Genomic DNA, 25,090 nt, shown 5'->3' with positions numbered 1-25,090 from the left:
TCCCGCCGACCAGGCCGGATCTTTTCCCACCCGGCTTTTCAGCGGATAAATCTTCAGCGGAAAACCATCGCCGCTTCCTGCATGCTGAGTGAGGACGATCAACGGCACATCCCGTACCGGGCGGTGCTGGACCGTCCCTACGTCCGCTGTCACGAGGACGTTGTCCGCGTACGCCAGAACCGGCAGTGCAGGGCATGGGCAGACGATGCCCTGCCGGGCGTCCCGCGGACACCGAGCGGCTTCTGCCAGTGCCGCCCGGACGAAAACCGGACCCCTCCCCGGTACGTCCTCGTGATACGGGCAGTGCTCGGCAGGCCTCGGCTCGCCGAAGGCACAGCCGTGCGCCACATCCGGCGCTTTCCCGGCATGCGGGCCGGGAAGAGGCGGCGGCCGGGGGCCCAGGCCCCCGGCCCGGCCGCGCTCCCCCGAAGAATCCGGCCGTTCCGGCACGCCCGCGCGCCCGCATACGAATCCGGCCCTCGACGCGCCCGTGCTCCCCCGCCGAACGAATACGGCCCCCGGCCCGGCCCGGCCACGCGCCCCGAATCCGGTCCCGGCCCGTCCCCGTCAGCCCTTGACGCAGACCACCTGCTTGAGCTTCGCGACGACCTCCACCAGGTCGCGCTGCTGGTCCATGACCTTCTCGATGGGCTTGTACGCGCCCGGGATCTCGTCCACGACGCCGGAGTCCTTGCGGCACTCCACGCCCCGCGTCTGCTCGGCCAGGTCCCGGGTGGAGAACGCCCGCTTGGCCGCGCTCCGGCTCATCCTGCGTCCTGCGCCGTGCGAGGCCGAGTTGAAGGACGCCTTGTTGCCGAGGCCCTTGACGATGTACGAGCCCGTGCCCATCGAACCCGGGATGATCCCGAAGTCCCCCGCGCCCGCCCGGATCGCGCCCTTGCGGGTGACCAGCAGGTCCATGCCGTCGTACCGCTCCTCGGCCACGTAGTTGTGGTGACAGGAGATGACCGGTTCGAAGCCGACCTTGGCCTTCTTGAACTCCTTGCGGACCACGTCCTGGAAGAGCGCCATCATGATCGCCCGGTTGTACGTGGCGTATTCCTGCGCCCAGAACAGATCGCTGCGGTACGCCGCCATCTGCGGGGTGTCCGCGACGAAGACGGCGAGGTCGCGGTCGACCAGGCCCTGGTTGTGCGGCAGCTTCTGCGCCTGGCCGATGTGGAAGTCGGCGAGCTCCTTGCCGATGTTGCGGGACCCGGAGTGCAGCATCAGCCAGACCGCACCCGACTCGTCCAGACAGAACTCCACGAAGTGGTTGCCGGAGCCGAGCGTCCCCATCTGCTTCGCGGCGCGCTCCGCACGGAACCTAACGGCTTCCGCGATCCCCCCGAACCGCTCCCAGAACCCCTCCCACCCCGAGGCCGCGAAGCCGTGCAGCCGGCCCGGGTCCACCGGGTCGGCGTGCATGCCGCGCCCCACCGGGATCGCCTGCTCGATCTTGGAGCGGAGCCGGGAGAGGTCGCCCGGCAGGTCGTTGGCGGTCAAGGTCGTCTTGACGGCGGACATGCCGCAGCCGATGTCGACGCCCACCGCCGCCGGGCACACCGCGCCGTGCATCGCGATGACCGAGCCGACGGTGGCCCCCTTGCCGTAATGGACGTCCGGCATCACCGCGAGACCCTTGATCCACGGCAGGGTGGCGACGTTGTGCAGCTGCTGCATCGCCCCCGCGTCGACCGACGCCGGGTCCGTCCACATCCTGATGGGCACCCGTGCGCCGGGCATTTCCGTGTACGACATAATTCTTCGATCCCCCGAGAGTGAAAAACGGCAGCAAGGCCCGAAACCGCGCGTAGGGCAAAAAACGGCGCCAAACCCCACAACAAGGACAGTGGACCGGCGTTCACAGGTGCGCGTGCGATACACATTGTGTTCGGCCACCGCCCCGCGGCGGCAACCGTTTTTCTCTCCGTCGTCCCGCTGGAAGGAGCCTTCGAACCGTGCAGCGAAAGGCGTACGTGCCCGGTCTCGCGCTCCTGGTGGCCCTCGCGTCGGGCTGTTCCGCGGCGTCCGGATCCAACGGTTCGAGCACCGATTCCAAGGGCGGTGTGACCAAGGGCGCCCCGGCGCCGCCCGGCAAGTACCGCACGCTGCCCGAGCCCTGCCACGCCGTGAGCAAGACCGTGCTCAAGGACATGCTGCCGGGCGCCGCCGGACTGGCGGACGCCGACGCGGAGAAGGAGTACGCGGGCACCGCCGACCTCACCTACGACACCGACCGCAGGGTCGGCTGCCGCTGGAAGGACGAGACGCCCGACGGTGTGCGCAGGCTCATGGTCGACTTCGAGCGGGTCGTGTCGTACGACCCCACGGTGAGCGACGACGACCAGACCAAGGAGCTGTACGGGAAGAAGGAGTCGGCGGCCGACCTGCCGGCCCCCCAGAGCTCCGCGCCCGTCACGCCCCCGGCCGGCCCGCGCGCCTCCGCCTCCCCCGGCGCCTCCACACCCCCCGGCGCCTCCGCGAGCCCCGGCTCTTCGGCCCCGCCGTCCACCGCGGGCTCCGCGTCCCCCTCCACCGCCGGCTCCACGTCGCCCAGCCCGTCGGACGGCACCGGCACGGACGGCCTCCAGCCGCGCAGGCTCAGCGGGCTCGGCGACGCCGCGTTCCTCGACGACGTATCGTCCCCGTCCGGCGCAGGCGCCGGCCAGGGCGGCGGACAACGTACCGTCACAGTGGTCTTCCGTACGTCCAACGTCATCGTGACCATCGAGTACACCGCCCAGACCATGGCACCCGCCCCGGTCCCCGACAGCAAGGAGCTGCAGGAGCAGGCCCAGGCCCTGGCCGGCCGGCTCGTCGAGCAGTTCAGCGAATAGCGCTCCAGCGCGAAGAACGAAGCGAAGGAATCATGCACCGATCAGCCCCGGCCACCCCCGAAAAGGCCCACGCCCCGGCCCCGCGCATCCGGCTCGCCCGTGTCCTCGCCTGTGCCGCCGTCCCTGTGATGCTCGTCGCAGTGGGCTGTTCCTCCGACTCCGGCGGCGCCAAGAAGAAGGCGGACCCGGCGTCCGCCTCGGCCTCCGCGTCGGCTTCCGGCAGCAAGCAGCCCGGCGCCTCGCCCTCCCTCGCGCCGGCGAAGTTCACCAAGCTCCCCGAGGCGTGCCAGTCGATCAGCGAGGATTCGATCGACACGTACGTACCGAAGGCGAAGACCAAGGCGGGCGAGGTCGGCAAGTCGTCGGACCCGCAGTCCCAGGCAAGCTGCACCTGGAACGGCCTGGACGACAAGGGCGTCGACGGCTCGCAGTACCGCTGGCTCGACGTCGACCTCAAGCGCTACGACTCCACGCCGGGGCTCGGCAGCGGCGAGGCGCTGGCGCAGAAGCAGTTCGAGCACGCGGTCTCGGCGGCCAAGGCGACGGCCGACGCCCAGTACGTGAAGACCGCCCCGGTCGCCGGTCTCGGCGACCAGGCGACCGCCGTCACGTTCGACCTGAAGAAGACCGACGCGGACTTCAGGTACGCCGTCGTCGTGGTGCGCACCGCCAACGCCGTGGTCGCCGTCGACTACAACGGCACCGGCTACCAGGGCGCCGACGCCCCGGAGACCAAGGACGTGCAGGACGGCGCGACCGGAGCGGCCAAGGAGGCGGTGGCGGCGGTGGCCGCCGCGAACAAGAAGTAGCGCTCGCGCAACCGTACGGAGTCCGGCCCTCCCCTGTGGGCCGGACTCCGTACGCATGTGCCAGGCTGTGCCCGCCAGTTGCTTGACAAGGGGAGGGGACGCGGGTGGCCGCGACTCAGCTGACACGGACGCACCGCATTCTGATCGGCGTGGTGGTCGCGGGTGCCGTGGTGATCGCCGGGATCGGTTTCGCGGGTTCGTACGCCGCGGTCCGCGAGCTCGCCCTGCACAAGGGCTTCGGGAACTTCTCCTACGTCTTCCCGGTCGGGGTCGACGCGGGCATCTGTGTGCTGCTCGCGCTCGACCTGCTGCTCACCTGGATGCGGATCCCGTTCCCGCTGCTGCGCCAGACCGCCTGGCTGCTCACGGCCGCCACGATCGCCTTCAACGGCGCCGCCGCCTGGCCGGACCCGCTGGGTGTGGGCATGCACGCCGTCATCCCGGTCCTGTTCGTGGTCTCCGGAATGGGCGGAGTTGCATCTGGTTCGGCATTCCGCACGATGCGAGTGATAAACGTAAGCGCAGGTCAACTCGGCGGGGTCAACGAGGGTGGGCGGCTCGCGGTAGCGGCCTGAGCTGGGCTTTCATAGGCTCGCGTAACCGATTCAACGATGTTGCGTTAGAAGCAACATGAATCAGGCGGTGGATCTGACGGGTTCCGCGCACCTCGTGCTGGCCGGTGTGGAGATGCGACTCAACCCGGAGTCGGCGGTCTTCGATGCGATGCTGGAGGGCTGGGCCCGGCAGCAACGGTCGCGGTTCCTGAAGTGGGATTCGACGATCAAGCCTCGGCTGCAGATGGTGCGCCGATTCTGGCGGTACACGAACCAGTACCCCTGGCAGTGGGAGCCGGCTGAGGGCGAGGCTTTCATCAGCCAGCTGCAGACCCGGGAGAAGGGGCTGGCGAGCTCAACCGGGCGTGGGTACGAGAACCAGCTGAAGATGTTCCTCGAGTACGTGACCGATCCGCGCTACGGGTGGCTCGCGCTGTGCCATGAGCAGTTCGGGCGGGTGCCGGTGCAGATCTGGCACGAGCTGAACACCGCCACGCACACGTCCGAGTACGAAGGTGACCCTCGCCGTCGGCCGCTGTCGTACGACGAGGTACAGAAGCTGTTCGACGCGCTCGACGGGCGAGTGGAGGAGATCCGGGCGCTGAAGCGCAAGGGGGTGCTGTGTGCGCTGCGGGACTCCGCGATGATCAAGACCTACTACGCCTACGGGCTGCGGCGTCGTGAGGGCCTGGGGCTCGATCTCGCGGACCTACGGCGCAACCCGAAGATCACCCAGTACGGGAAGCACGGGGCGGTGTTCGTACGGTGGGGCAAGTCGTCGAAGGGGAGCCCGCCCAAGCGGCGCACGGTGTTCACGATCTCGGAGATGGACTGGATCGTGGAGGTGCTGGAGCACTACCTGGCCGAGGTACGGCCCCGATTCAGCCCGGGGGCGCATCCTGCCATCTGGATGACCGAGCGGCGGGGGCGAATCTCGAAGCGGTCGGTTAACGAGGCGTTCGCCGCCGCCCGGGACGCGGCGGGTCTGGAGAAGGAGTTGGACCTGCACTGCCTGCGGCACTCGTACATCACGCATGCGATCGAGTTCGGGTACCCGGAGAAGTTCGTGCAGGACCAGGCCGGCCACGCCTACGCCAGCACCACGGCTCTTTATTCCGGGGTCGGAGACGACTTCCGCAACCGGCTAGTGCGCAAGCAGTTGTCCCAGAGGTACCCCGGCCTATGGGAGGATTCGAAGTGATCAAGAAGATGGGCTATCAGTGGCATCTGCGCCGTCTGATGGCCGAGCAGGAGATGTACCAGACGACCGATCTGGTACCGCTGCTCGCGGAGCGCGGGATCGTGCTCTCGCGCGAGCAGGTATTCCGGCTGGTCACTCAGCCACCACAGCGAATGTCCATGGACACCCTGGCTGCGCTGTGCGACATCCTCGGCTGCACCCCGAACGACCTCGTGGAAGTGCAGGTCGTCAACCAACAGGTCCGCAAGACCGCGGACGGCGGTGGGGAGCCGTCAGCGCCCATTCCGATGGTGCGGCGTACGTCGATCCGGCGTCCGGAGGGGATGTGAGAGTGGTCGACCGGACCGCACGGAACGCAGCGAAACGGGCAGCGTCAGCGCAGAGGCGCGAGGATGCAGAATCGTCGGTCGCGTCCCAACTCGCCGCCGCTGTTCCGGGGTTGACCCAACCTGCCGCGGTGAACCTGCTGGAGCGGTCCCGACCGTTCACCACGCGCACCCTGGAGGATCTAGCCGCCCACCTGGGCGCTCACGGGGATGCGCTGACGTCAGGCCGCTCGAGCGGGCCGAAGCTGCTGCTGAAGGTGATCTGGGTGCTGTACGCGGCCGGGTACCCAGTGACGCGCCCGGCGTGCGCGGGTTGCGGAAAGGTACGCGAGGACCTGCCCCTCGTGCGGGCGGAGGGCCGCCTGTGCAATGGCTGCATCAGCAAGGCGCGCCACACGGTGGGCACGTGCGCCCGGTGTGGTCGCGAGAACATTCGTCTGCACTCCAAGCAGCCGGGCGGCGACTGGTGCCAGGCCTGCTATTTAGCCCAGAAACGGGAACCGTGCCGGGAGTGCGGCCGGAACCAACGCGTGTCCACCCGGCTGCCCGACGGCACGTCGCTGTGCCCACGCTGTCACGCCAAGCCCGAAGAACCCTGCGACAGTTGCGCGGGCTCGCCGCCCACCGAGGCACGCCCGGCGAAGGTATGCCCGAAGTGTTTCAGCGGATTTCGCCGCGCTCGCCTCCTCTGCGGCGGTTGCGGTGAGCCGCGTGTGATCGTCCAGCGTGCCCGGAACGGCGAGCCCGCCCTCTGCCAGGACTGCTACCGCACCCCCGAAGCCGTATGCCATCGCTGCGGACGCACCCGGCCCTGCTACCACGCCCGCACCGACAAACCGGTGTGCGGCCCCTGCACGGAGCGCCCCGCCGCCACCTGCACCCGCTGCCGTCGCCAGCGGCCCATCTCCGCACACTGGCCCCTGGGCGCCGTATGCCAGACCTGCTACCTCAAGATCCTGCACACCCCGGCCGAGTGCGCCCTCTGCCACGGCACCCACCCGCTGACCGGCCGGACCGCAAGCGGAGCCGGACTGTGCGGACCGTGCGCCGGATACCCCGTCGACTACGCCTGCGCCTGCTGCGGCCGCACCGGCTACCTCCACGCCGCCGGCCGCTGCGCCTACTGCGTCCTCGACGACCGCCTGCGCACACTACTCACCGGCCCCGACGGACAGATCACCGCGCAACTCCTCCCACTTCTAGAGGTGTTCTCCCAGGTCGACAACCCTGCCGATGCCATCGAGCGTTGCGCCGGCAGCCCCTCCCTTCGCCTGCTCGCCCAACTAGCCGCATCCGGGGAACCGTTGACCCACGAGAGCCTGGACGCATTCGGCTCCGGGATGAGCGTCAACTACCTCCGCGACCTGCTTGTCCACAGCCGCGTCCTGCCGCCCCAGGCGGATGACGTCGAGCGGATCCCCGCCTGGCTGGAGACCCAGCTCGCCACCCGCCCCGCCCACCACGGCACCCTCATGCGCCCCTTCCTGCACTGGTTCCTCCTCAAGCGCGCCCGCCGCCGCGCCACCAACCGCCCCTACAAGGCCAGCGACGAATACGGACTGCGCGCCCGCCTCGGCCAGGCCCTGCACCTGCTGAAGTGGCTAGACGACCAGTACCTCGCCCTCAACGCCTTGAACCAGCATGTCCTCGACATCTGGCTCTCCGAGGGCACCACCGCCCGCCGCGACATCAGCTACTTCCTGACCTGGACCGCGGCACGCCGCCTCACCGGATCCCTCACGGTGCCGCCCCGCCCCGCGGACCAGCCCACCTCCTTCCTCGACGAAGACAACCAGTGGCCCCTCCTGCAACGCTGCCTCACCGACACCACCCTGCCCCTCGACACCCGCTGCATCGCGGCCCTCAGCCTGCTGTACGGCCTACCCCTGCAACGCCTGCGGCATCTGACGTGCGATCAACTGGAGCGGACAGCGAAGGGCGACACCGTCCTGAAGATCGGCTCCAGCCCGCTGCCCCTGCCGCCCCCGCTCGCCGATCTCCTGACCCGCCTGGCCACCGCTCCCCCGCCCCGCCGCCGCTCGGCCTTCCAGTCCCCCGACGGCGAGACGCAGCCCGCCTACCTGTTCCCCGGTGTCTCCCCCGGGCGCCCAGTCAGCCCGCAGACCATCCGCTCCCGCCTCAAGAGCCTGGGCATCACCGCACGCCCCACCCGCAATTCAGCCCTCGTCGCCCTCGCCTCAGACTTCCCCGCCGTGATCGTCGCCGACTACCTCGGCATGCACATCAGCACCACCACCCGCTGGGTCAACTACATCCGCAAGGACTGGGCCACCTACGTCGCCGCGCGCACCGAAGACACCAAGAATCGCGCAGGCTCCAGCGACTCAGGCACGCCAACGCTGGTGCGTACTCCCGGCGGCTAGTGGATGGTGGCCCACCGGGTCCCCACCGCCAGCGCGGGGCAGATCGCCAACCCTGCGCATGCATGGCGCATTTGCACCGCACCCGTGCAACGGCGGGTCCCGAATGCGCCGTGCTACCTACTCGTCGTCACGCCCCCACTCGTCCGGGATCTCCGCGGCCAGATCCTCTCCTCCGTAGCCGGCGAATACCTTCTTCAGGACGCCGAGCAGATCACGGCGATTCTCTACGCTGAGCCCGGAAAGGAACTTCTCCACCAGGTGCGCGACGTGGACCCACCGGCTGTCGTTGCTCCACATGCTCGCCTGTCCAACAAGCTCGAGCCAGGTCCCCTCATCCGCAATCTCCGACGTTGGGTTCCTGAGCAGCCAGTGCAGGCGAGCATTCACAGGATCGCGCAGTATCTCCTCGCGCATGAAGGCGACTTGGGCCGAGCTCTGCTGGCGGGTCAGGTTGTCGAGTTCCAGCTGGCGCCGCATAGCCAAGCGCCTTTCTGCCTGTTCTAGGACGCCTTCCTCGACGTCCAGGGTGACGCTAGCTCTCAACACCCTTACCGAGCCGTCTTCGTGAGGAAGTCGAATTGCCAATTCGTGATTGATCGCATTCTCCGTGGCCTCTCTCCGGAGAACTGTGGCCTCCCCGGCCATCTTCTCGGCGATCAATTGAACCCACATCGAGACGGCAACTCGAGAGTCAGTCCCTGCGAATTCTCCCAGAACCTCCCACTCAATACGGACGCATGCCCGAAAGTGCAGCTCACTGTCCCGGCTTGGCCAGAGATCCTGGAACTCGTACCCCCATTGCCTGGGGGTGAGGGCAGGCTCCTTAATGACATCACCCTGGGCGCTCCGGCGTTGTCTCCTACCGATCATCCCGCTCAACTTCCACTCCCTCGCGGGAGTCCAGGCCTTGCGCCTGCGGGAGAAGGTCAAGCGCGCGGGCCTTGTCGGAGTGCACTGCATCTTCTATCTCACGCCGGAGATCTTCCCTCCGTCGCTGCTCTTCCGTCTTGGGGAACGGAGGCTGCCAGATGTTCATGCGGTCGATCAGCCTGTGCCTCGGGCGAGCCTGCCGCGTATCTCCAGGTTCGTCTTGGACTGCCCTGCGCAGCACTCTGACCGTGGTCTCGCGGATCTCCGCATCTTCCAGTGCTGCGTTCAACCAAAGGTCCAGCGCGCCACGGCATTGCTCCTCATCGACGCTCGGGTCAAGAGCGGCCCGCCAGCCCGTGGAGAGGTCATCTCTTGCCGGTGTCCAACCCATGGAATCTTGTCCAGCCAGAAGAGCCGGGAGCGGAGCTCCTTGCTCGTCCACTGCAAGTTCGGCCAGCGCAACGAAACCTCGACGGCCGGCGGCCTGGCGGCTTTCGTCAGTCGAAGCGCACCATTTGATCACTTCGCTGAAGAGTGTGCTGCGTACCGAGTCTTCTTCCCAGAGCTTCTGGACAGCTGTGTTCACTGCCTTGATGACGTCCGGATCCGAAGAGGTAGCGACGTGACGCAAACGCACCAGAGCCTTGCCCGGATAGGTAATTCCAAATTCTCCGGCACAGACGTCGGCCACGGCCGCTTTCAACGAAGCATCCTCGTTGGGCTTCCTCGCCCAATCGTAGAGAACTTGGTGGGTGTCACGACCGATCACAGGATGGAGCGCGGCTGCTGTGACCAGGCGCACGACGGCCTGCTCTAGTGTGTTTTCCTTGCGCCAGGCAGTAACGATCGTTGACAGATTCTCCGGTGTGCCGTGACGTGCAGCCCACCGAAGGGTGAAGAACGCCATGCGCTCTGCCAGAAGAGCGCGCTCATCAGAGTTGAATTCCTTGACACCTTGAGTGGTGGACCGCAAAGGCGCCTTCGCCATCCATTTCAGAAAGCCTTCCCGCCCGAGGGGCCGATCTCGCCAGAAATAATCCAGGACAGCCTCATCCCATCCAGGCTTGGAGAACTCGACGTAATCACCACTCAGGCGGGCATCGACGGAATCGACGAGTTGGATCACGCCGATGTCATCCTGCCCCTGCAGCTCGGGCTTCTGCCCTCCGATCAATTCTGCCAGCGCACCGGTCTGACTGTAGATATGGCCGATCGGCGCCCCGCGCAAGGCCGCTGCCACCACAAGGAAGTTGCGCTCAAATCCTGTGCGCTGAGGCTTCTTGTGCCATTTGAGAAGTTGCGAGAACCAGTTCTTGCGGGCTGACACAACACTGAGGACTCTTCTATTGAATTCCTCATCATCCGTCACACCCAAAGCTCCGTCAGTCGATTCAACATCCGAATCGACATCGGAGAGATCCTCAAATGATGCGCTGCACGCCTGGAGAATGAGATCGACCATTTCCATGGCCGCGCTCGGACTCTGGCCGACCAGGAACGGCTGGATCCGGTGGTCATCAGTCCACCGGCGAGCAGTGCCATCGGAGAGATCTAGGCGAAGCCACGCCCTGGCGATATTGACTGCATCCGGCCGTTGCAGCTCCCGGGCAATGACGGATGCGCCGCCTCCCACGCGTTCCCACTGATCCGTGTCAGTAAGGACGACGAGCCGGGACGACGTACTCCGAAGGATCCCAGCGATCTCATCCAGCGTTCGCCCGAACTTAGTCGAAACCGAGAACTCGTCCTCATCCGGAGGTAGTTCGAGCAGGAACGCGCAGTTGTCTATACGCGGCATTCGGCGCGCTTGAAAGTTACTGTCAATGCCGTAGCTGAGGGTACGAACAGACATTCCGGCGCGGCGGAGCTCAGCAAGCAAGTGGACTGCAGCCGTCTTTCGCCCAGATCCCATGTCACCCGAGATGACCGAAATGGAACCGGGGGCCGCCAGGTCCGCACGGACCTTTTCATACCCTCGAGGACGAACAAACACTGCCCGAATCAGATCCAGGTGATCATCATCCAGTTGCTGATGATCAGCCATCTGATCGATTACCGCTGTGAGCTCCACGCCAGTAACGCGGCCGAAGTTGAAGCCAACAGCCTGCCGTACCAGGGCAGCGAGTTCCGCCAGGCGAGGGATCTCTGTCAGCAGTTCAGCCGGAACACCTGGCAGCGACTCGTGAAGGGAGTTCTCACCTTCCGGCAAATTGCTACCACCGACTGGAATCGATGAATCACCGGGTTCCGGAGTCGAGAGCCACACGCCGCTTTCCGAAGCGCGTTCGGCATTATCTGCCGACCCAACTGTTCCAGCCGTCTCCGCCGCCCAGTCGGAGTAGGCCGCCGCCACGTCGGTGGCAGATTCGTCAGCACCCACTCCTGAAGCTGCAGGGGTTAGATAACTCCCCGACTCTTCCGAAATATCTTGCGGGATCCCAGAGTCATCGGGCTGGGTTTCTTCTCCAGCATCGATTCCCGTTACAGCGGTCTGGCTAACCTCGGGAGAAGCTCGATCAGCTCCGTCCGCGCTCTCACCAAGCCACCCTCTTCCGGATCGACCAAAGGGGCTTGGATTCATACTTTCGTCCGGCTTCTCAACCTCCGAAGCCCCTTCGCGACTTAGACCTGCGCCTACCCCAGTATTTTCCGGCCCCTGCCCAATGGGATAGCCGTCTCGGCCTGGCGCCTGATCACTGTATGCCTGGCCGGGAAAAGATGCCGCCCCTGGCACAGGGGCATTCGGCGGCGCGGCATAAGGATTCTCAATATCCCGCTTGCCGTCTACCGGGAGAGGGTGACCATCACTGGTGTCATTTTCTTGCGAGTCTTGCTCTTCCGTAACGTCTTGATCGGCTGCACGATCCGAGGCGTCTCGACTGAAGAAGCCAGGCCTCCAGCGTCCGGCCGACCTGCCAACTATGGGGATCCCACCGTCGCGGTCTTCATTTTCCGTATTCATTCAATTCCCCCGAATTTCAAGCGACTATCCATAGTTCAGCAGGGCGCTCTGCTATCCAAGACGCTTGATGCGGGCCCCAACAATCTTCGATCCCTTGTGCGCCGTATCAATGTCTTGGTTCACTTCGGCCCGAGCCGATGCCCCAGCAGACTCCACGTCGATGCCGGTCACCTCGTCGTGAGCGTTGGAGACTTTCTGCCGGATCCTGATTCCAGACTCGGATGAGTCATCGGCAGAAATTGCGAACTCCAGACCGTAGATCTCTTCCAGAGCACGACGCACACGCCCGAGATTGCGTCGAAGTCGTACATCCTGGCCGTCAAGCTCAGTCGCCCCTACGTACTCTTCCAAGGCTTCCGCCAAGAGTTCGAGCTCTTGACCCCGCCGTTCAAGGATCGTGTCATCGGGCCGGAAACGGTCAACCGACGAGGCCACGATCTCTGTTCCCGCTACCGGAGCTTCCTCCGCCGGCACGGCCACTCCGGCTCGCCTGTCTCGCCGGCGCTGCAAGAGAGCCCCCAGCTGACCGTAGAGGAACCCGAAGGCCTGAGTGGCAGCAGACGCCGCCAAGACCGGAAAGTCCAATTCGCTCACTTTGCCCACCCCTGTGAAGCCACGGCGTTCTCCACGCCGGAGTGCCCCTATGACTATCAGGAGGACAAGTCCTCGTCCTCAAACACCCCTGAAGTTGGCCGAGAACGCTACATCAGTGCAAGGCAAGATGCTGGACAGTCCCCTGAGCACTGACCGCGTGCGAGAGTTCGGACAGTGAAGACATCAACTACCCGCTGGCTGCTGGCGCCTGTCAGCAGCTGGCGAGCCCGACGCCTGGTCAGAGGGCATGGCGGAACCTACTCCCACGAGATCGCTTGGCAGACAGTTCGGCTACGCCAACACCCAGATGAGATGCCTTATGTCCTCCATGCCTCTCGACAGCCCAAGCAGGGGCCAGACGCTCCGCCATACCCCAAGCAGTGATCAGGGCGCTCCACCGCAACAGACGATCACTATCCGGCGGTAGATCGCTCATGAATAGCGCACCTCACAAATAACGCCACTCCGCCAGCGTCGAGGCGGCGCGGCACGCGGTCGGGCGGATCGCCGACATCACCGCCGACAAGCACATGGAGGGCGTCCGCCTCACCCGCTGGCTGCTCTCGCCGATCCCCACGTTCCGGCTGTGGCGGCGGATGAAGCTGTGGGAACTGCGCAGCTACGAGCAGGTCATCAAGCTCGAACAGGACCGCCTGGTCTACCGCGCCCGCCTCCAGGCCGTCTACGGCCGCGCCTGGCGCCGCAAGGCGCCCATCGAGTCCCTGATGCCGCTGCGCCTGGCCAAGTTCGGCGTCCCGCTCGCCGACACCGCCCCCGCCGGTCTCGCCGCGGCCGGCATGGACCCGGTGCTGCTGCCGTCGGCGCCCCCGCGCCCCGAGCCGCAGCCGGAGCTGCCCCCCACGCACACCCAGGCCGCGCCCGAGGAACCCGCCCTCCAGGGACCGGCCCCCGGGCAGGAGCAGGCGTACGCCGGGCCGGCGCAGCCCACCACGCACGAGAGCCCGTGGTTCGCGGCCCAGCACGTCTCGCCCGAGGTGTACGAGGGCACGTACGACCCGGCCTTCGCCGGAGCCGGACCCGAGCCGGAGCCGGACCCGCGGCAGGAGACGGACCCGCAGCAGGGACCGGACCCGCGGCAGGGACGGGCCCCGGAGCAGACGGGCGCTCCCCAGCAGGCGCCGGAGCCGGTGATGGTCCCGTCGGGCCCCGGCCGTGAACGCCCGCTCGGCGTGCCCGCCCCGCGCGCGGGCGGCCCGCACCCCGTGCCGGAGCAGGAGCCCGGCGCCGCACCTGCGCCGACGGAGGACGAGTTCGCCGCGTTCGCGGAGCTCGCCTACGACGTCTTTCGCCAGCACGTGAACACCGAGGGCGACTACCCCACCGTCGAAACGCTCGACATAAGGCTCACGGACGAGCACGGCGTCGGCTACCCCGGCAGCGCCACGCTGCTGCGCCAGCTGTACCCGCAGTTCAAGCGCCACTTCGAGACGACCCGGGACGCCGAGGACTACATCGCCTGACAAAGCGTCACCAGGCGTACCGTTGAGCCGACTTGAGGCATACGCGAAGGGCCGCCACCCGCATCGGGTGGCGGCCCTCGGCCTTGTGTGACGCTCAGGCGGCGAGCAGCTTGCGCACCCGGTCGGCGCCCACGGCGAGCAGCAGCGTGGGCAGGCGCGGGCCCGTCTCGCGGCTCACCAGGAGCTTGTACAGGAGCGCGAAGAACGAGCGCTGGGCCACCTTCAGCTCGGGCGTCGGCTTGGCGTCCGGCTCCAGGCCTGCCATCACCTTCGGCACGCCGTAGACGAGCGTGGTGAGCCCGTCGAGCGACCAGTGCGAGTCCAGGCCCTCGACGAGCAGGCGCAGCGACTCGCGGCCCTCGTCGTCGAGCGAGCCGAGCAGTTCGGTGTCCGGCTCCTCACGGACCAGGGTGCGCTGGCCGGCCGGGACCTGGGTGGTGATCCAGTTCTCGGCGCGGTCGAGGCGCGGGCGCACCTCGTCGAGCGAGGTCACCGGGTTGGCCGGGTCCAGCTCGCTGAGGATGCGCAGGGTCTGGTCCTCGTGGCCCGCGGTGACGTCCGCCACCGAGGCCAGCGTGCGGTACGGCAACGGGCGCACGGTGCGCGGCAGTTCACCGGCGGCGGTGCGGGCGGCCCGGGCGTGGGCGGCCGCGTCGGCCGGCAGCGCCGAGCCGTCGGCGACCTTCGCCTCCAGCTTGTCCCACTCGTCGTACAGCCGCTGGATCTCCTGGTCGAAGGCGATCTTGAAGGACTGGTTGGGCCTGCGGCGCGCGTACAGCCAGCGCAGGAGCTGCGGCTCCATGATCTTCAGCGCGTCGGCCGGGGTCGGCACGCCGCCCTTGGAAGAGGACATCTTGGCCATGCCGCTGATGCCGACGAAGGCGTACATCGGGCCGATCGGCTGGACGCCGTCGAAGATCGACACGATCTGGCCGCCGACCTGGAACGAGGAGCCGGGCGAGGAGTGGTCGACGCCGGACGGCTCGAAGATCACACCCTCGTACGCCCAGCGCATCGGCCAGTCGACCTTCCAGACCAGCTTGCCGCGGTTGAACTCCTTGAGCCGGACGGTCTCGGAGAAGGCACATACCGAGCAGGTGTAGGTCAGCTCGGTGCTCTCGTCGTCGTAGGCCGACACGACCGTGAAGTCCTTGCCGCAGCCACCGCAGTACGGCTTGTACGGGAAGTAGCCCGTCGAGCCGGTGCCGTCGTCCTCGGCCGCGGCGCCCGAGCCCTCGGCGGCCTCGACCTCGGCCTCGTCGAGGGGCTTCTGCGACTTCTTGCCCGGGGCCTTCTTGGTCCGGTACTGCTCCAGGATCGCGTCGATGTCACCGCGGTGCTTCATCGCGTGCAGCACCTGGTCGCGGTAGACGCCCGAGGTGTACTGCTCGGTCTGGCTGATGCCGTCGTACTCGACGCCGAGCTCGTCCAGGGCCGCGGCCATGGCGGCCTTGAAGTGCTCGGCCCAGTTCGGGTACGCCGAGCCCACCGGCGCCGGGACCGAGGTGAGCGGACGGCCGATGTGCTCGTTCCACGACTCGTCGACGCCCGGGACGCCGTTCGGCACCTTGCGGTAGCGGTCGTAGTCGTCCCACGAAATGAGGTGACGGACCCGGTACCCGCGGCGGCGGATCTCGTCGGCCACCAGGTGCGGCGTCATGACCTCGCGCAGGTTGCCCAGGTGGATCGGGCCGGACGGCGACAGGCCGGACGCGACGACGACCACCGGGGCTTCGGCGGGAGATTTCGCAGCGCCAGGCGCACGTCGCTCCGACTCGGCGATGACATCGTCCGCGAAACGGGAGACCCAGTCGGTCTCGGTGCTGCTCTGAGCCACGGTCGGCACGTCCTTCTTTCTCGTAATGCCCTCGTCTGCCCGGGGGAGGCCGGCAGGCCCATTCTCCCAGACGGAACGACCTCCTCCGGGGTTGCCCGTATCTCAGGAGAAAGGGCGGGGGGCCGCATGGGAGAATCGGGGAGCAATCATCGTCACCCCACGTCACCACCGACAGGAACGGCACCTCATGGCCTCGGTCCTTTCCCTCGCTTCCACCGTTCAGCAGCGCCTGGCGGACGCCCTCTCGGCTGCCCTGCCGGAGGCCGGCCCGACCGACCCGCTGCTGCGCCGAAGCGACCGGGCCGACTTCCAGGCCAACGGCATCCTGGCGCTCGCGAAGAAGCTGAAGGGCAACCCGCGCGAGCTGGCGACCAAGGTCGTCGACCAGGTCCAGGGCGACCTGATCAAGGAGATCGAGGTCTCGGGACCCGGCTTCCTCAACATCACGCTGGCCGACCGGGCGATCATCGAGACGCTGGCCGCGCGGGCCGCCGACGGCCGGCTCGGCGTGCCGTTCGCCGAGCACGCGGGCACCACGGTCATCGACTACGCCCAGCCGAACGTGGCCAAGGAGATGCACGTCGGCCACCTGCGGTCCGCCGTGATCGGCGCCTCGATGGTCGAGATCCTGGAGTTCACCGGCGAAAACGTGATCAGGCGCCACCACATCGGCGACTGGGGCACCCAGTTCGGCATGCTCATCCAGTACCTGCTTGAGCACCCGCACGAGCTGGACCACGAGGGCGCGGCCGAGGACGACGGCGAGGCCGCCATGTCCAACCTGAACCGCCTCTACAAGGCATCGCGGGTGCTCTTCGACTCCGACGAGGAGTTCAAGGCCCGCTCCCGCGACCGGGTGGTGGCGCTCCAGGCGGGCGAGCCGGAAACGCTCGCCCTGTGGCAGCGGTTCGTGGACGAGTCGAAGATCTACTTCTACTCGGTCTTCAACAAGCTGGACATGGAGATCGCGGACGCGGACGTGGTCGGCGAGTCCGGCTACAACGACATGCTGGAGGAGACCTGCCGCCTCCTTGAGGAGTCCGGCGTCGCGGTGCGCTCCGAGGGCGCGCTGTGCGTGTTCTTCGACGACGTGCTGGGCCCGGACGGCAACCCGACGCCGCTCATCGTGAAGAAGTCCAACGGCGGCTACGGCTACGCGGCCACCGACCTCTCCGCGATCCGCGACCGGGTCCAGAACCTCAAGGCGTCCACGCTTTTGTACGTCGTGGACGTCCGCCAGTCGCTGCACTTCAAGATGGTCTTCGAGACGGCCCGCAGGCAGGGCTGGCTCATCGACGACGTCAAGGCGCACCAGCTGGGCTTCGGCACGGTCCTCGGCAAGGACGGCAAGCCGTTCAAGACCCGTGAGGGCGAGACCGTACGGCTGGTGGACCTGCTCGACGAGGCGGTCGAGCGGGCGACGGCCGTGGTGCGCGAGAAGGACGGGCAGGGGCAGCTCGGCGAGGACGAGATCGCCGAGCGGGGCACCCAGGTCGGCATCGGCGCGATCAAGTACGCCGACCTGTCGACGTCGGCGGCGCGGGACTACAAGTTCGACCTGGACCAGATGGTGTCGCTGAACGGCGACACGTCCGTGTACCTCCAGTACGCGTACGCCCGGATCCAGTCGATCCTGCGCAAGGCCGGCGAGCGGGGGCCCGCCGCCCACCCCGAGCTCGAACTGGCCCCGGCCGAGCGGGCGCTCGGCCTGCACCTCGACCTGTTCGGCGAGGTCGTCACCGAGGCGGCCGCCTCCTACGAGCCGCACAAGCTGGCCGCCTACCTCTACCAGCTGGCCTCGCTCTACACGACGTTCTACGACAAGTGCCCGGTCATCAAGCCGGAGCCGGCCCTCGACGTCGCGGAGAACCGCCTCTTCCTCTGCGACCTGACGGCCCGGACGCTGCACCAGGGCATGGCCCTGCTCGGCATCCGGACGCCCGAGCGCCTCTGACGGTCAACGCCCGTGTGGGGCCGCCTGGTTCACCCGATGTCCAGGTGGTCCCACACGTTGGTGTCCAGGCGGTACTCGTAGGCGGGGCGGCCCTTGGTCGCGCTGGTGCGGAACGGCTTGCCGTTGTCGTCCACGCGGATCTTGTCCGAGCGGTCGCCGTCGCTCCAGGAGACCTCGAGGTACCAGCTGACGTCGTGCGCCTCGGTGTGCACGTTCAGGTCGAAGACCTCGGGGTCGCTCGTGGACACCTTGAACGGGAAGTCGCGGGCCGGGACCTTGTCGTCGCCCTGGTGGCCGGCGACCGGCTTGCTGACCGGCTGGGCCGCGTCCAGGTCGATGTCGAAGCTCTGCGGGACGACCCCGCCCCCGCACCCCGAACCCATCGAGTACGCCGTCCAGCCGAGCGGCGCCTGACGGCCCACCACCCGCACGGTGATCCCGGTGATCACCACCGATTGCTGGCTCTTGCCGGTCGCGGTCAGCTCCAGTTTCAGATTCCCGCCGTCGACACCGTTGAGCGCCCGCGCCCAGGACCGCCGGTCCTGCACGTTGTTCGGGGGCGGCGGCACCGCACCGGGCTTCTGGTCGAGCAGATAGAACTTGCCGCACGGCGTGTCCCAGTCGTACGAGCTGATGCCGACGCCCACCGGCGCGCTCCCCGCCGGAACGTGCTTCTTCTCGCCCTTGGGCGCGGCGGCGCCGGACGGGCTCGCCGCGTCCGGGGCGAGGGAGGCGGAGGGCGAGCCGGACGGGCTCCGGCTCGCTCCGGCGCTGGGGCCGACGCTCGTACGGACCGACGGCGAGGCGCCGGCCCCGGCCGGGGGTGAACTCGTCCTGGCGTCGGCCACGGTGTCGCTCCCGGCCGGGCCGCCCGACAGGGTGGCGACAGCCGTGACCGGCACCGCGACCGCGACGACGGCGGCGCCGATGAGCACGAGCCGCGTCCTCTTCCCCAGCTTCCCCGGCTTCCCCGGCAGCCGACGGGGGACGAGCCCGCCCAGGCCACGGCGTCCCGCGCCGGGGGCCGGAACGACCGGGCCGACGGCGGGCAGCTCGCCGTCGCCGGACTCGGCGTCGGGGGCGCGCCCGGCGGACCCGGTGGGCCCGCCCGCCGTCGACTCCCCGGCGGAAGCGGCGCTGGGACCGGCACCGGGACCGGCGTGGCGGGCGGCATCGGGACCGGGAGCGAGACCGGGACCGGGAACCGGCGACGGCCCGGGCGCGGCCGCCCCCGGCCCCGGCCCCGGCCCCGGCTCGGGGACGCGGGGGGCGGCCTCGGCGGCGGCCGGCGTCTGGCCCGCCGCGCGCGAGCGGCGGCGCGCCTCGTCCGCCAGGATCCAGCGCCGGTGCAGTTCGACGGACTCCTCGGGGCTCGCCCCGCACAGCCGGGCCAACCGCTCGACGGGCGCGTACTCGTTGGGGACCGCGTCACCGTTGCAGTACCGATGGAGCGTGGACGTACTCATGTGGAGCCGGCCCGCGAGCACGCCGTAGCTCCGCCCGGAGCGGTCCTTCAACTCCCGCAGCAGCGCCGCGAACTGCTCGGACTCGGTTGTCGCCATGCCCCGGTTCCCTCCCCATCCATCCCAGGAACGCATTCCAGGGACAGGTTGTTTCCCCAGGTCAATGGGTGTTCCAGCGTTCCAGCTTCCCCCATTGTCCCTTGCTCGTTGCCGGGCCGTCGGACCGGCCCGCAAGGTAGGTGCAGCAAGCAGCCGAACAGCTCGCTCCGGGGAGCAGTCCATGCGATTCCGCATCCGGTTCAACGTGGCGGACTCCATGGCCGTGGTCGTCCTGGCCGCGTCCATCGCCACTCTCATCACGCTGATCCACCACTACCACCGCTGACGCGTTCACGCCGTCGCCCAGGCATCACCTACTCACACGGGGAGCACGACCATCATGCGCACCACCTTCCGCATCGCCGCCGCCGCGACGTCCACCCTCGTCGCCGCACTCGCCCTGACCGCCTGCGGCGGTGACGACTCGGACGCCTCGGCGGCGGTCGAGAAGCCGTCGGCGCCGTCCGCCGTCTCGACCCCCGCCACTGGCGGCGCCCCGACACCCGCGTCGGGCGGCAGCAAGGGATCGGGTACGGGTACCGGGTCCGGCAAGAGCGCGGGCTCGGCCTCCACCCAGCACACCGGCGGTTCCGGCAGCGGCGGCGCCGCGAACTCCGCAGGCAAGTCCGGGAAGAAGCCCGCGCCCGCAGGCGGCTCCTCCGACGCGTCCTGCACCGGCGCCAACGTGAAGCTGACGGCGACGCCGGTGAGCCGCCCGATCAACCACATCCTCCTGACGGTCACCAACACCGGCTCGACCCTGTGCAACGCGTACTACGCGCCGTCCGTGGCCTTCTTCGACGACCAGCAGTCGCCGATCGCCGTGGACAAGGACACGACCCCGCAGGCGGTGGTCTCCCTGTCTCCTGGCGCCTCCGCGTACGCGATGGTGCGTACCCAGGGCGAGGACGACGGCAGCGAGCCGCAGAACTCCACGCACGTCTCGGTGTACTTCCAGAACCGGGACGACAACGGGTCAACGGGCTCCGCGGCCCACGCCTCGCTCGCCAAGAGCGTCGCCGTCGTGAACAGCCAGGCCATGGTCACGTACTGGCAGTCGGACCTGTCCGCGATCGACGCGTGGTAGCCGCCCGGCGCTACGCAAAGGCCCCGGCCCCTCAAGGGGCGCGAGGAACCGCGCGAAAAGCAACCACGCCCCCGCAGAAGACAACGGGCTCAGGGGCGCGAGGAACTGCGCGAGAAGCGACCACGCCCCCGCAGAAGACGACGGGTTTAGGGGCGCGGGGAACTGCGCGACCAGCCACGCACGGCCCGCAGCCGAAAACCGGCCCCTCAAGGGGCGCGAGGAACCGCGCGAAAAGCAACCACGCCCCGCAGAGGACAACGGGTTCAGGGGCGCGGGGAACTGCGCGAGCAACCCCGCACGGCCCGCAGCCGCAAGCGAAGCCAGGGGCGCGGGGAACTGCGCGACCAGCCACGCACGGCCCGCAGCCCACCACCGCCCCACCGCGGCCCGCAACCGTAGGCGGGCCCCAAGGGCGCCAAGCCCATGCCCCTCAACACCCCCGCACAGCACCCCGATTCCGCACCCACCCCACCGCCGCGACAACCAGCGCAAGAAGGACAAGGACCGCCGCGACAGCGAACGTCACCCGCATCCCGTTGGCCACCGCCCCCGCCCCCGCCGTGGCAACGTCACCCGTGGCGGACCCGGCACGAGACCCGGCACGAGACGCGGCACCAAAACCGGCCCCGGCCCCCGACGCGGCCGCGAACACCGCCCCCATCACCGAAGTGCCGGTGATGAGACCGAGGTTGCGCGACAGCTGGAGCATCCCGGAGGTGACGCCCCGCCGGTCGGGCGCGACCCCGGACAGGACGGCGGTGTTGTTGGCCGTCTGGAACACCGCGTACCCGGCGGTGACGACCGCGAGCGGCAGAACGTACCCGAGGACGCCGAGCGCGGTGGGTGTCACGGACAGCAGGACACAGCCCGCCGCCGACACCACGAGCCCGGCGACGGTCGTGCGGTGCGCGCCGAGCCGGTCCACGACCCGCCCGGCGGGCACACCGGTCAGCGCCGCGACGAGGGGCCCGGCGGACAGGACGAGCCCGGCCAGGGCGTCGTCGAGGCCGAGCGCGCGGGACAAATAGAACGGGCCGACCACCAGGGTCGCCATCATCACCGTGGAAACAAGTGTGCTCATCGCGAGGCTCGCACTCAGCGCCCGATCGCGGAACATGGCGGGCCGGACCAGCGGCGACACCGCCCGCGCCTCGACCCGTACGAAGAGGGCGGCCCCGGCCCCGGCGGCCCCGAGCAGGACCGCGCCGAGCCAGCCGATCCGGCCGTGCCCCAGCGTCATGGCCAGCGCGTACGCCGTGAGCGTCAGGGCGAGCAGCACCGTGCCCACCCGGTCGAACGGGACGCGGGCCCCGACCGGCCGCTGCCGGTCGGCGGGCACATGGCGGTGCACGAGCAGCAGGCTCACAAGGCCGAGCGGCACACCGACGAGGAAGATCGCCCGCCAGCCGAACCCGGAGATCAGCACACCGCCGAGCGAGGGCCCGAGCGCGGTGCCGGTCGCGGACATGGTGCCGAGCAGACCCATCGCCCGGCCGGTCCGCGCCGTGGGCACCGTCTCGCCGACGAACGCCATGGTGAGCGCCATCATGACCGCCGCGCCGAGCCCCTGCGCGGCCCGCGCCGCGATCAGCAGCCACAGCGTGGGCGCGACGCCGCACAGCACCGAGGCCGCCGTGAACAGGGATATGCCGGCCAGGAGCAGCCGTCGGCGCCCGATCAGATCACCGAGCCGCCCGGCGCCCACGATCAGCGCGGTGACGGCGAGCAGATAGGCCAGGACGACCCACTGCACCTGCGCAAAGGACGCGCCGAACGCATGCGCCAGGTTCGGCAGGGCGACGTTGGCGACGCTGGTGCCGAGCGAGGACAGCAGCATCGACAGCGAGAGCCCGGCCATCGCCCACCGAACCGAACCCGCCTGCGCGCCGCGCCCTTCCGCCGTACGAGCCCCCGCCTCCGGACCTGCCCCTACCTCTGTACGAGCCCCCGCCTTCGAACCCGTTCCCGCCGCTGGACGCCCGGGGCCGCGCGCGGGTCGCCCCGCCGCCGCCTCAGGCGATTCTCTGTTGCTGGACGTGCTGTTGGACTCCACCATCAACCCCGCTCTCCGACCGAGCCCACCGGCGGGGCTCCCGCCGAGGAAGGTGCGCCCATGCCTCCGGATGAGCAACGCTTGTTGCCAGTTCCGGAACGGTCGGGGTGAAATGCCCCCATGGCCCGTATGAAAAGCCCGAAGCCGGAAACGGCCCCCCTCGGCGCGGACGTACCGGATGACGAGAACGCACCGGCCGGCGAGAACGCACCGGAGGACGCGGACGCACCGGAGGACGCGGACGCACCGGATGGCGCGGACGCACCGGATGGCGACGCACCAGGTGACGCCACGCCCCCCGATCCGTCCCCCCGGCCGTCGCCCCACCAGGCCGTGCTCGACGGGGTCGCCCCCCGGCTCAAGTGGCTGCGCGCCAGGCGCGGGCTCAGCCTGTCGGCGCTCTCGGCGACGACCGGCATCTCGAAGAGCACCCTGTCCCGCCTTGAGTCGGGCCAGCGCCGCCCCAGCCTGGAGCTCCTGCTGCCGCTGGCCACGGCGTACGGGGTGCCGCTCGACGACCTGGTGGGCGCCCCCGAGGTCGGCGACCCCCGGGTCCGGATGACCCCACGCCACCTGCCCAACGGCGGCACGTTCGTCCCGCTGACCCGCGCGCCGGGCCCCCTCCAGGCGTACAAGCTCCTCATCCCGCACCGGGGCACCGAACCCGACCTGCGCTCGCACGACGGGTACGAGTGGCTGTACGTCCTCGACGGCAGACTGCGCCTCGTCCTCGACGAGCACGACCTGGTCCTGGGCCCCGGCGAGGTCGCCGAGTGGGACACGAAGGTGCCGCACTGGTTCAGCAGCGCGGACGGCCGCCCGGTGGAGGTACTGAGCCTGTTCGGCCGGCAGGGCGAGCGCATGCATGTACGGGCGAAGCCGAAGACCTGACGCCCGGTCGGCACCGCTCTCCCGCACACCGCTCCCCCGCACCGCTCACGGGGCCGCTCACCGGACCGTGCCGGAGCGATCCCGCAGCCAGGAGAACGTGTCATAGGGCGGCCGGAATCGTTGGCGTTCACGAACATCCCGTGTTGAGCGAGAGGTGAACTCCTGTGCGTCACATGAGCATGGCCCTGGCCACGGCGGTCGTGGCCATCGGCCTGGCCGCCCCGATGGCGAGCGCCGCCCCCGTCTCCAAGCCCGCACCGCCGTATTCGTACGCGTCTTGCCTGGCCGCCACCAAGCAGAAGGGCGAGTCCCCCTCCTACGGCAAGTGGCACTGCGACCAGCTGGTGAAGAAGGGCTGGGTCAAGCCGCAGAAGCACTGATCACCCGAGCCTGTTCCCTCACTCGTTGAAGGCGCGGCCCAGCCGGGCGAGTCCCTCGCGGATCTCGTCCGGGGCCGAGGTCACGAAGCAGAGTCGCAGGGAGGCGGCGTCGGGGGCGCCGGCGAAGAAGGGCGCGCCGGGAACGTAGGCGACATCGTGCTCCACCACCCGTGGCAGCAGGGCAGTCGCGTCATGACCTCCCGGCAGCCTGACCCACAGGAACATGCCGCCCTCGGGCCGGTTCCAGGTGGAGCCGGCGGGCAGTGCGTCGGGGAGCCCGGCGAGCATGGCATCCCGGCGCTCGCCGTAGGCGGCCCGGATGGTGGCGACGTGCGCGTCGAGGTCGCGGTCCGCCAAATAGCGGGCGGCGGCGAGCTGGTTGACGGTCGGGGTGTGCAGGTCGGCGGCCTGCTTGGCGATCCCGCAGGCACGCAGCAGCGCCAGGGGCGCGCGTAGCCAGCCGATCCGCAGGCCCGGCGCCATGATCTTGGAGTAGCTGCCGAGCAGGACGGTCCGGTCGGCGGCGTCCTCGTACGAGGAGATCCACGGCACGTGCTCGCCCTCGTACCGCAGCTCGCCGTACGGGTCGTCCTCCACGATCCACAGCCCGCGCCGCACCGCCACGTCGGCGACCGCGCGGCGCCGCTCGGCGGTCATGGTGCGGCCGGTGGGGTTCTGGAAGGTGGGCACGGAGTAGAACAGCTTGGGCCGCTCGCGCGCGACCAGCTCGTCGAAGGCGGAGGGGTCGGGACCGTCCTCGTCGCAGGGCACGGCGACGACGCGCGCGCCCGCGAAGCCGAAGACCTGCAACGCGGCGAGGTAGCAGGGGTTTTCGACCAGGACCACGTCGCCGGGTTCGAGCAGCGCGGACGCGAGGAGGGTGAGGCCCTGCTGGGAGCCGGTGGTTATCAGGAGGTCGTCGGCGTCGGTGGCGAGCCCGCGCTTGGCCAGCCGCGCGGCGGTGGCGGCCCGCAGCGCCGGGCTCCCCTCGGTCGTCGAGTACTGGAGTGCCGTCGTCGCCCGGTCCCGCAGCACCGCCCCGAATGCCTCGGCCATGCCCTCGACGTCGAACAGCTCGGGCGCGGGGAGCCCGCCCGCGAAGGAGATCACCTCGGGCCGGGCGGTCAGCGCCAGGATCTCCCGTACGGGCGAGGCCCCGACGGACATGGCACGCGCGGCGAGCGGGGGCACGGCGGCGGCGGGCATGGGGCGGCTCCTGTCGGTTGCTCGGGCGTCCTACTACCCGGCACCCTACGTAGCCCTGGCCAGTCCACTTCCGGCCATTCCAGCATCCGGGCGCCCGTC

General features: G+C 69.1%; 17 protein-coding genes and 2 pseudogenes. 11 read left to right on the top strand and 8 right to left on the bottom strand.

Translation table 11 applies throughout. The features are described from left to right. Positions 1-567: 567 nt before the first annotated feature. On the bottom strand, positions 568-1,761 hold the full coding sequence (locus tag ACGFW5_RS32920) for an RtcB family protein (protein WP_393837995.1): 1,194 nt from the start codon (positions 1,759-1,761) through the stop codon (positions 568-570). Positions 1,762-1,961: 200 nt separating this feature from the next. On the opposite strand from ACGFW5_RS32920, the gene ACGFW5_RS32915 reads away from it, so the two are divergent. The 6 genes and pseudogenes from ACGFW5_RS32915 (at position 1,962) to ACGFW5_RS32890 (ending at position 8,114) form a co-directional block, all read left to right on the top strand. Further along, on the top strand, positions 1,962-2,840 hold the full coding sequence (locus ACGFW5_RS32915; protein ID WP_393837994.1) for a DUF3558 domain-containing protein: 879 nt from the start codon (positions 1,962-1,964) through the stop codon (positions 2,838-2,840). 32 nt (positions 2,841-2,872) lie between these two features. Continuing rightward, entirely contained in the window at positions 2,873-3,649 is a 777-nt protein-coding gene (locus tag ACGFW5_RS32910) for a DUF3558 domain-containing protein (RefSeq protein WP_393837993.1), read from the top strand. A gap of 104 nt (positions 3,650-3,753) precedes the next feature. Continuing rightward, positions 3,754-4,110 (top strand): annotated as a pseudogene (locus ACGFW5_RS32905) (DUF2637 domain-containing protein); the annotation flags it as partial. Between the two features lie 169 nt (positions 4,111-4,279). Next, on the top strand, positions 4,280-5,404 hold the full coding sequence (locus ACGFW5_RS32900) for a tyrosine-type recombinase/integrase (RefSeq protein WP_358291043.1): 1,125 nt from the start codon (positions 4,280-4,282) through the stop codon (positions 5,402-5,404). Continuing rightward, positions 5,401-5,733 carry a helix-turn-helix transcriptional regulator gene (locus ACGFW5_RS32895; protein ID WP_358291084.1) on the top strand — a complete coding sequence of 111 codons (333 nt, stop codon included), beginning with the start codon at positions 5,401-5,403 and terminating at the stop codon, positions 5,731-5,733. The genes ACGFW5_RS32900 and ACGFW5_RS32895 overlap by 4 nt, the downstream gene beginning before the upstream one ends. A gap of 710 nt (positions 5,734-6,443) precedes the next feature. Then, entirely contained in the window at positions 6,444-8,114 is a 1,671-nt protein-coding gene (locus tag ACGFW5_RS32890; RefSeq protein WP_393837992.1) for a hypothetical protein, read from the top strand. 117 nt (positions 8,115-8,231) lie between these two features. Here ACGFW5_RS32890 and ACGFW5_RS32885 read toward each other — a convergent pair whose 3' ends face one another. The 3 genes from ACGFW5_RS32885 to ACGFW5_RS32875 form a co-directional block, all read right to left on the bottom strand. After that, on the bottom strand, positions 8,232-8,993 hold the full coding sequence (locus tag ACGFW5_RS32885; RefSeq protein ID WP_358291035.1) for a hypothetical protein: 762 nt from the start codon (positions 8,991-8,993) through the stop codon (positions 8,232-8,234). Next, a complete protein-coding gene (locus ACGFW5_RS32880; protein WP_393837991.1) occupies positions 8,974-11,364 on the bottom strand; it encodes a hypothetical protein in 2,391 nt (796 codons plus the stop codon). The genes ACGFW5_RS32885 and ACGFW5_RS32880 overlap by 20 nt, the downstream gene beginning before the upstream one ends. A 633-nt stretch (positions 11,365-11,997) precedes the next feature. After that, positions 11,998-12,540 (bottom strand): hypothetical protein, encoded by a 543-nt coding sequence (locus tag ACGFW5_RS32875; RefSeq protein ID WP_393837990.1) that lies wholly within the window; start codon positions 12,538-12,540, stop codon positions 11,998-12,000. Between the two features lie 470 nt (positions 12,541-13,010). Here ACGFW5_RS32875 and ACGFW5_RS32870 point away from each other — a divergent pair. Further along, positions 13,011-14,021: pseudogene (locus ACGFW5_RS32870) on the top strand (DUF2637 domain-containing protein); the annotation flags it as partial. Positions 14,022-14,115: 94 nt separating this feature from the next. On the opposite strand, the gene lysS reads toward ACGFW5_RS32870, so the two are convergent. Beyond that, the gene (gene lysS, locus ACGFW5_RS32865) at positions 14,116-15,867 is read right to left on the bottom strand and encodes a lysine--tRNA ligase (RefSeq protein WP_393837989.1); all 1,752 of its coding nucleotides are present in this window, start codon (positions 15,865-15,867) and stop codon (positions 14,116-14,118) included. Positions 15,868-16,045: 178 nt separating this feature from the next. Here lysS and argS point away from each other — a divergent pair, with 178 nt between their 5' ends. Then, a complete protein-coding gene (gene argS / locus ACGFW5_RS32860; protein WP_393837988.1) occupies positions 16,046-17,812 on the top strand; it encodes an arginine--tRNA ligase in 1,767 nt (588 codons plus the stop codon). A gap of 29 nt (positions 17,813-17,841) precedes the next feature. On the opposite strand, the gene ACGFW5_RS32855 is transcribed toward argS, so the two are convergent. Next, positions 17,842-19,374, bottom strand: a complete 1,533-nt coding sequence (locus ACGFW5_RS32855) for a helix-turn-helix domain-containing protein (protein WP_393837987.1) — start codon at positions 19,372-19,374, stop codon at positions 17,842-17,844. Between the two features lie 340 nt (positions 19,375-19,714). Here ACGFW5_RS32855 and ACGFW5_RS32850 point away from each other — a divergent pair, with 340 nt between their 5' ends. Next, the gene (locus ACGFW5_RS32850; RefSeq protein ID WP_393837986.1) at positions 19,715-20,461 is read left to right on the top strand and encodes a DUF4232 domain-containing protein; all 747 of its coding nucleotides are present in this window, start codon (positions 19,715-19,717) and stop codon (positions 20,459-20,461) included. 430 nt (positions 20,462-20,891) lie between these two features. On the opposite strand, the gene ACGFW5_RS32845 is transcribed toward ACGFW5_RS32850, so the two are convergent. Next, positions 20,892-22,319, bottom strand: a complete 1,428-nt coding sequence (locus ACGFW5_RS32845) for an MFS transporter (RefSeq protein ID WP_393837985.1) — start codon at positions 22,317-22,319, stop codon at positions 20,892-20,894. Between the two features lie 528 nt (positions 22,320-22,847). Here ACGFW5_RS32845 and ACGFW5_RS32840 point away from each other — a divergent pair. Then, a complete protein-coding gene (locus ACGFW5_RS32840) occupies positions 22,848-23,405 on the top strand; it encodes a helix-turn-helix domain-containing protein (RefSeq protein ID WP_393838002.1) in 558 nt (185 codons plus the stop codon). A 173-nt stretch (positions 23,406-23,578) separates the two neighbouring features. Then, positions 23,579-23,785, top strand: a complete 207-nt coding sequence (locus ACGFW5_RS32835) for a hypothetical protein (RefSeq protein WP_393837984.1) — start codon at positions 23,579-23,581, stop codon at positions 23,783-23,785. 18 nt (positions 23,786-23,803) lie between these two features. Here ACGFW5_RS32835 and ACGFW5_RS32830 read toward each other — a convergent pair whose 3' ends face one another. Next, positions 23,804-24,991 carry a PLP-dependent aminotransferase family protein gene (locus tag ACGFW5_RS32830; protein ID WP_393837983.1) on the bottom strand — a complete coding sequence of 396 codons (1,188 nt, stop codon included), beginning with the start codon at positions 24,989-24,991 and terminating at the stop codon, positions 23,804-23,806. Positions 24,992-25,090 lie beyond the last annotated feature (99 nt).

The organism is Streptomyces sp. NPDC048416 (assembly GCF_043200435.1).
Taxonomy (GTDB): Bacteria; Actinomycetota; Actinomycetes; order Streptomycetales; family Streptomycetaceae; genus Streptomyces.
Note: the sequence above shows the minus strand (reverse complement) of the source record. Positions and strands in the feature narration are given on the sequence as shown.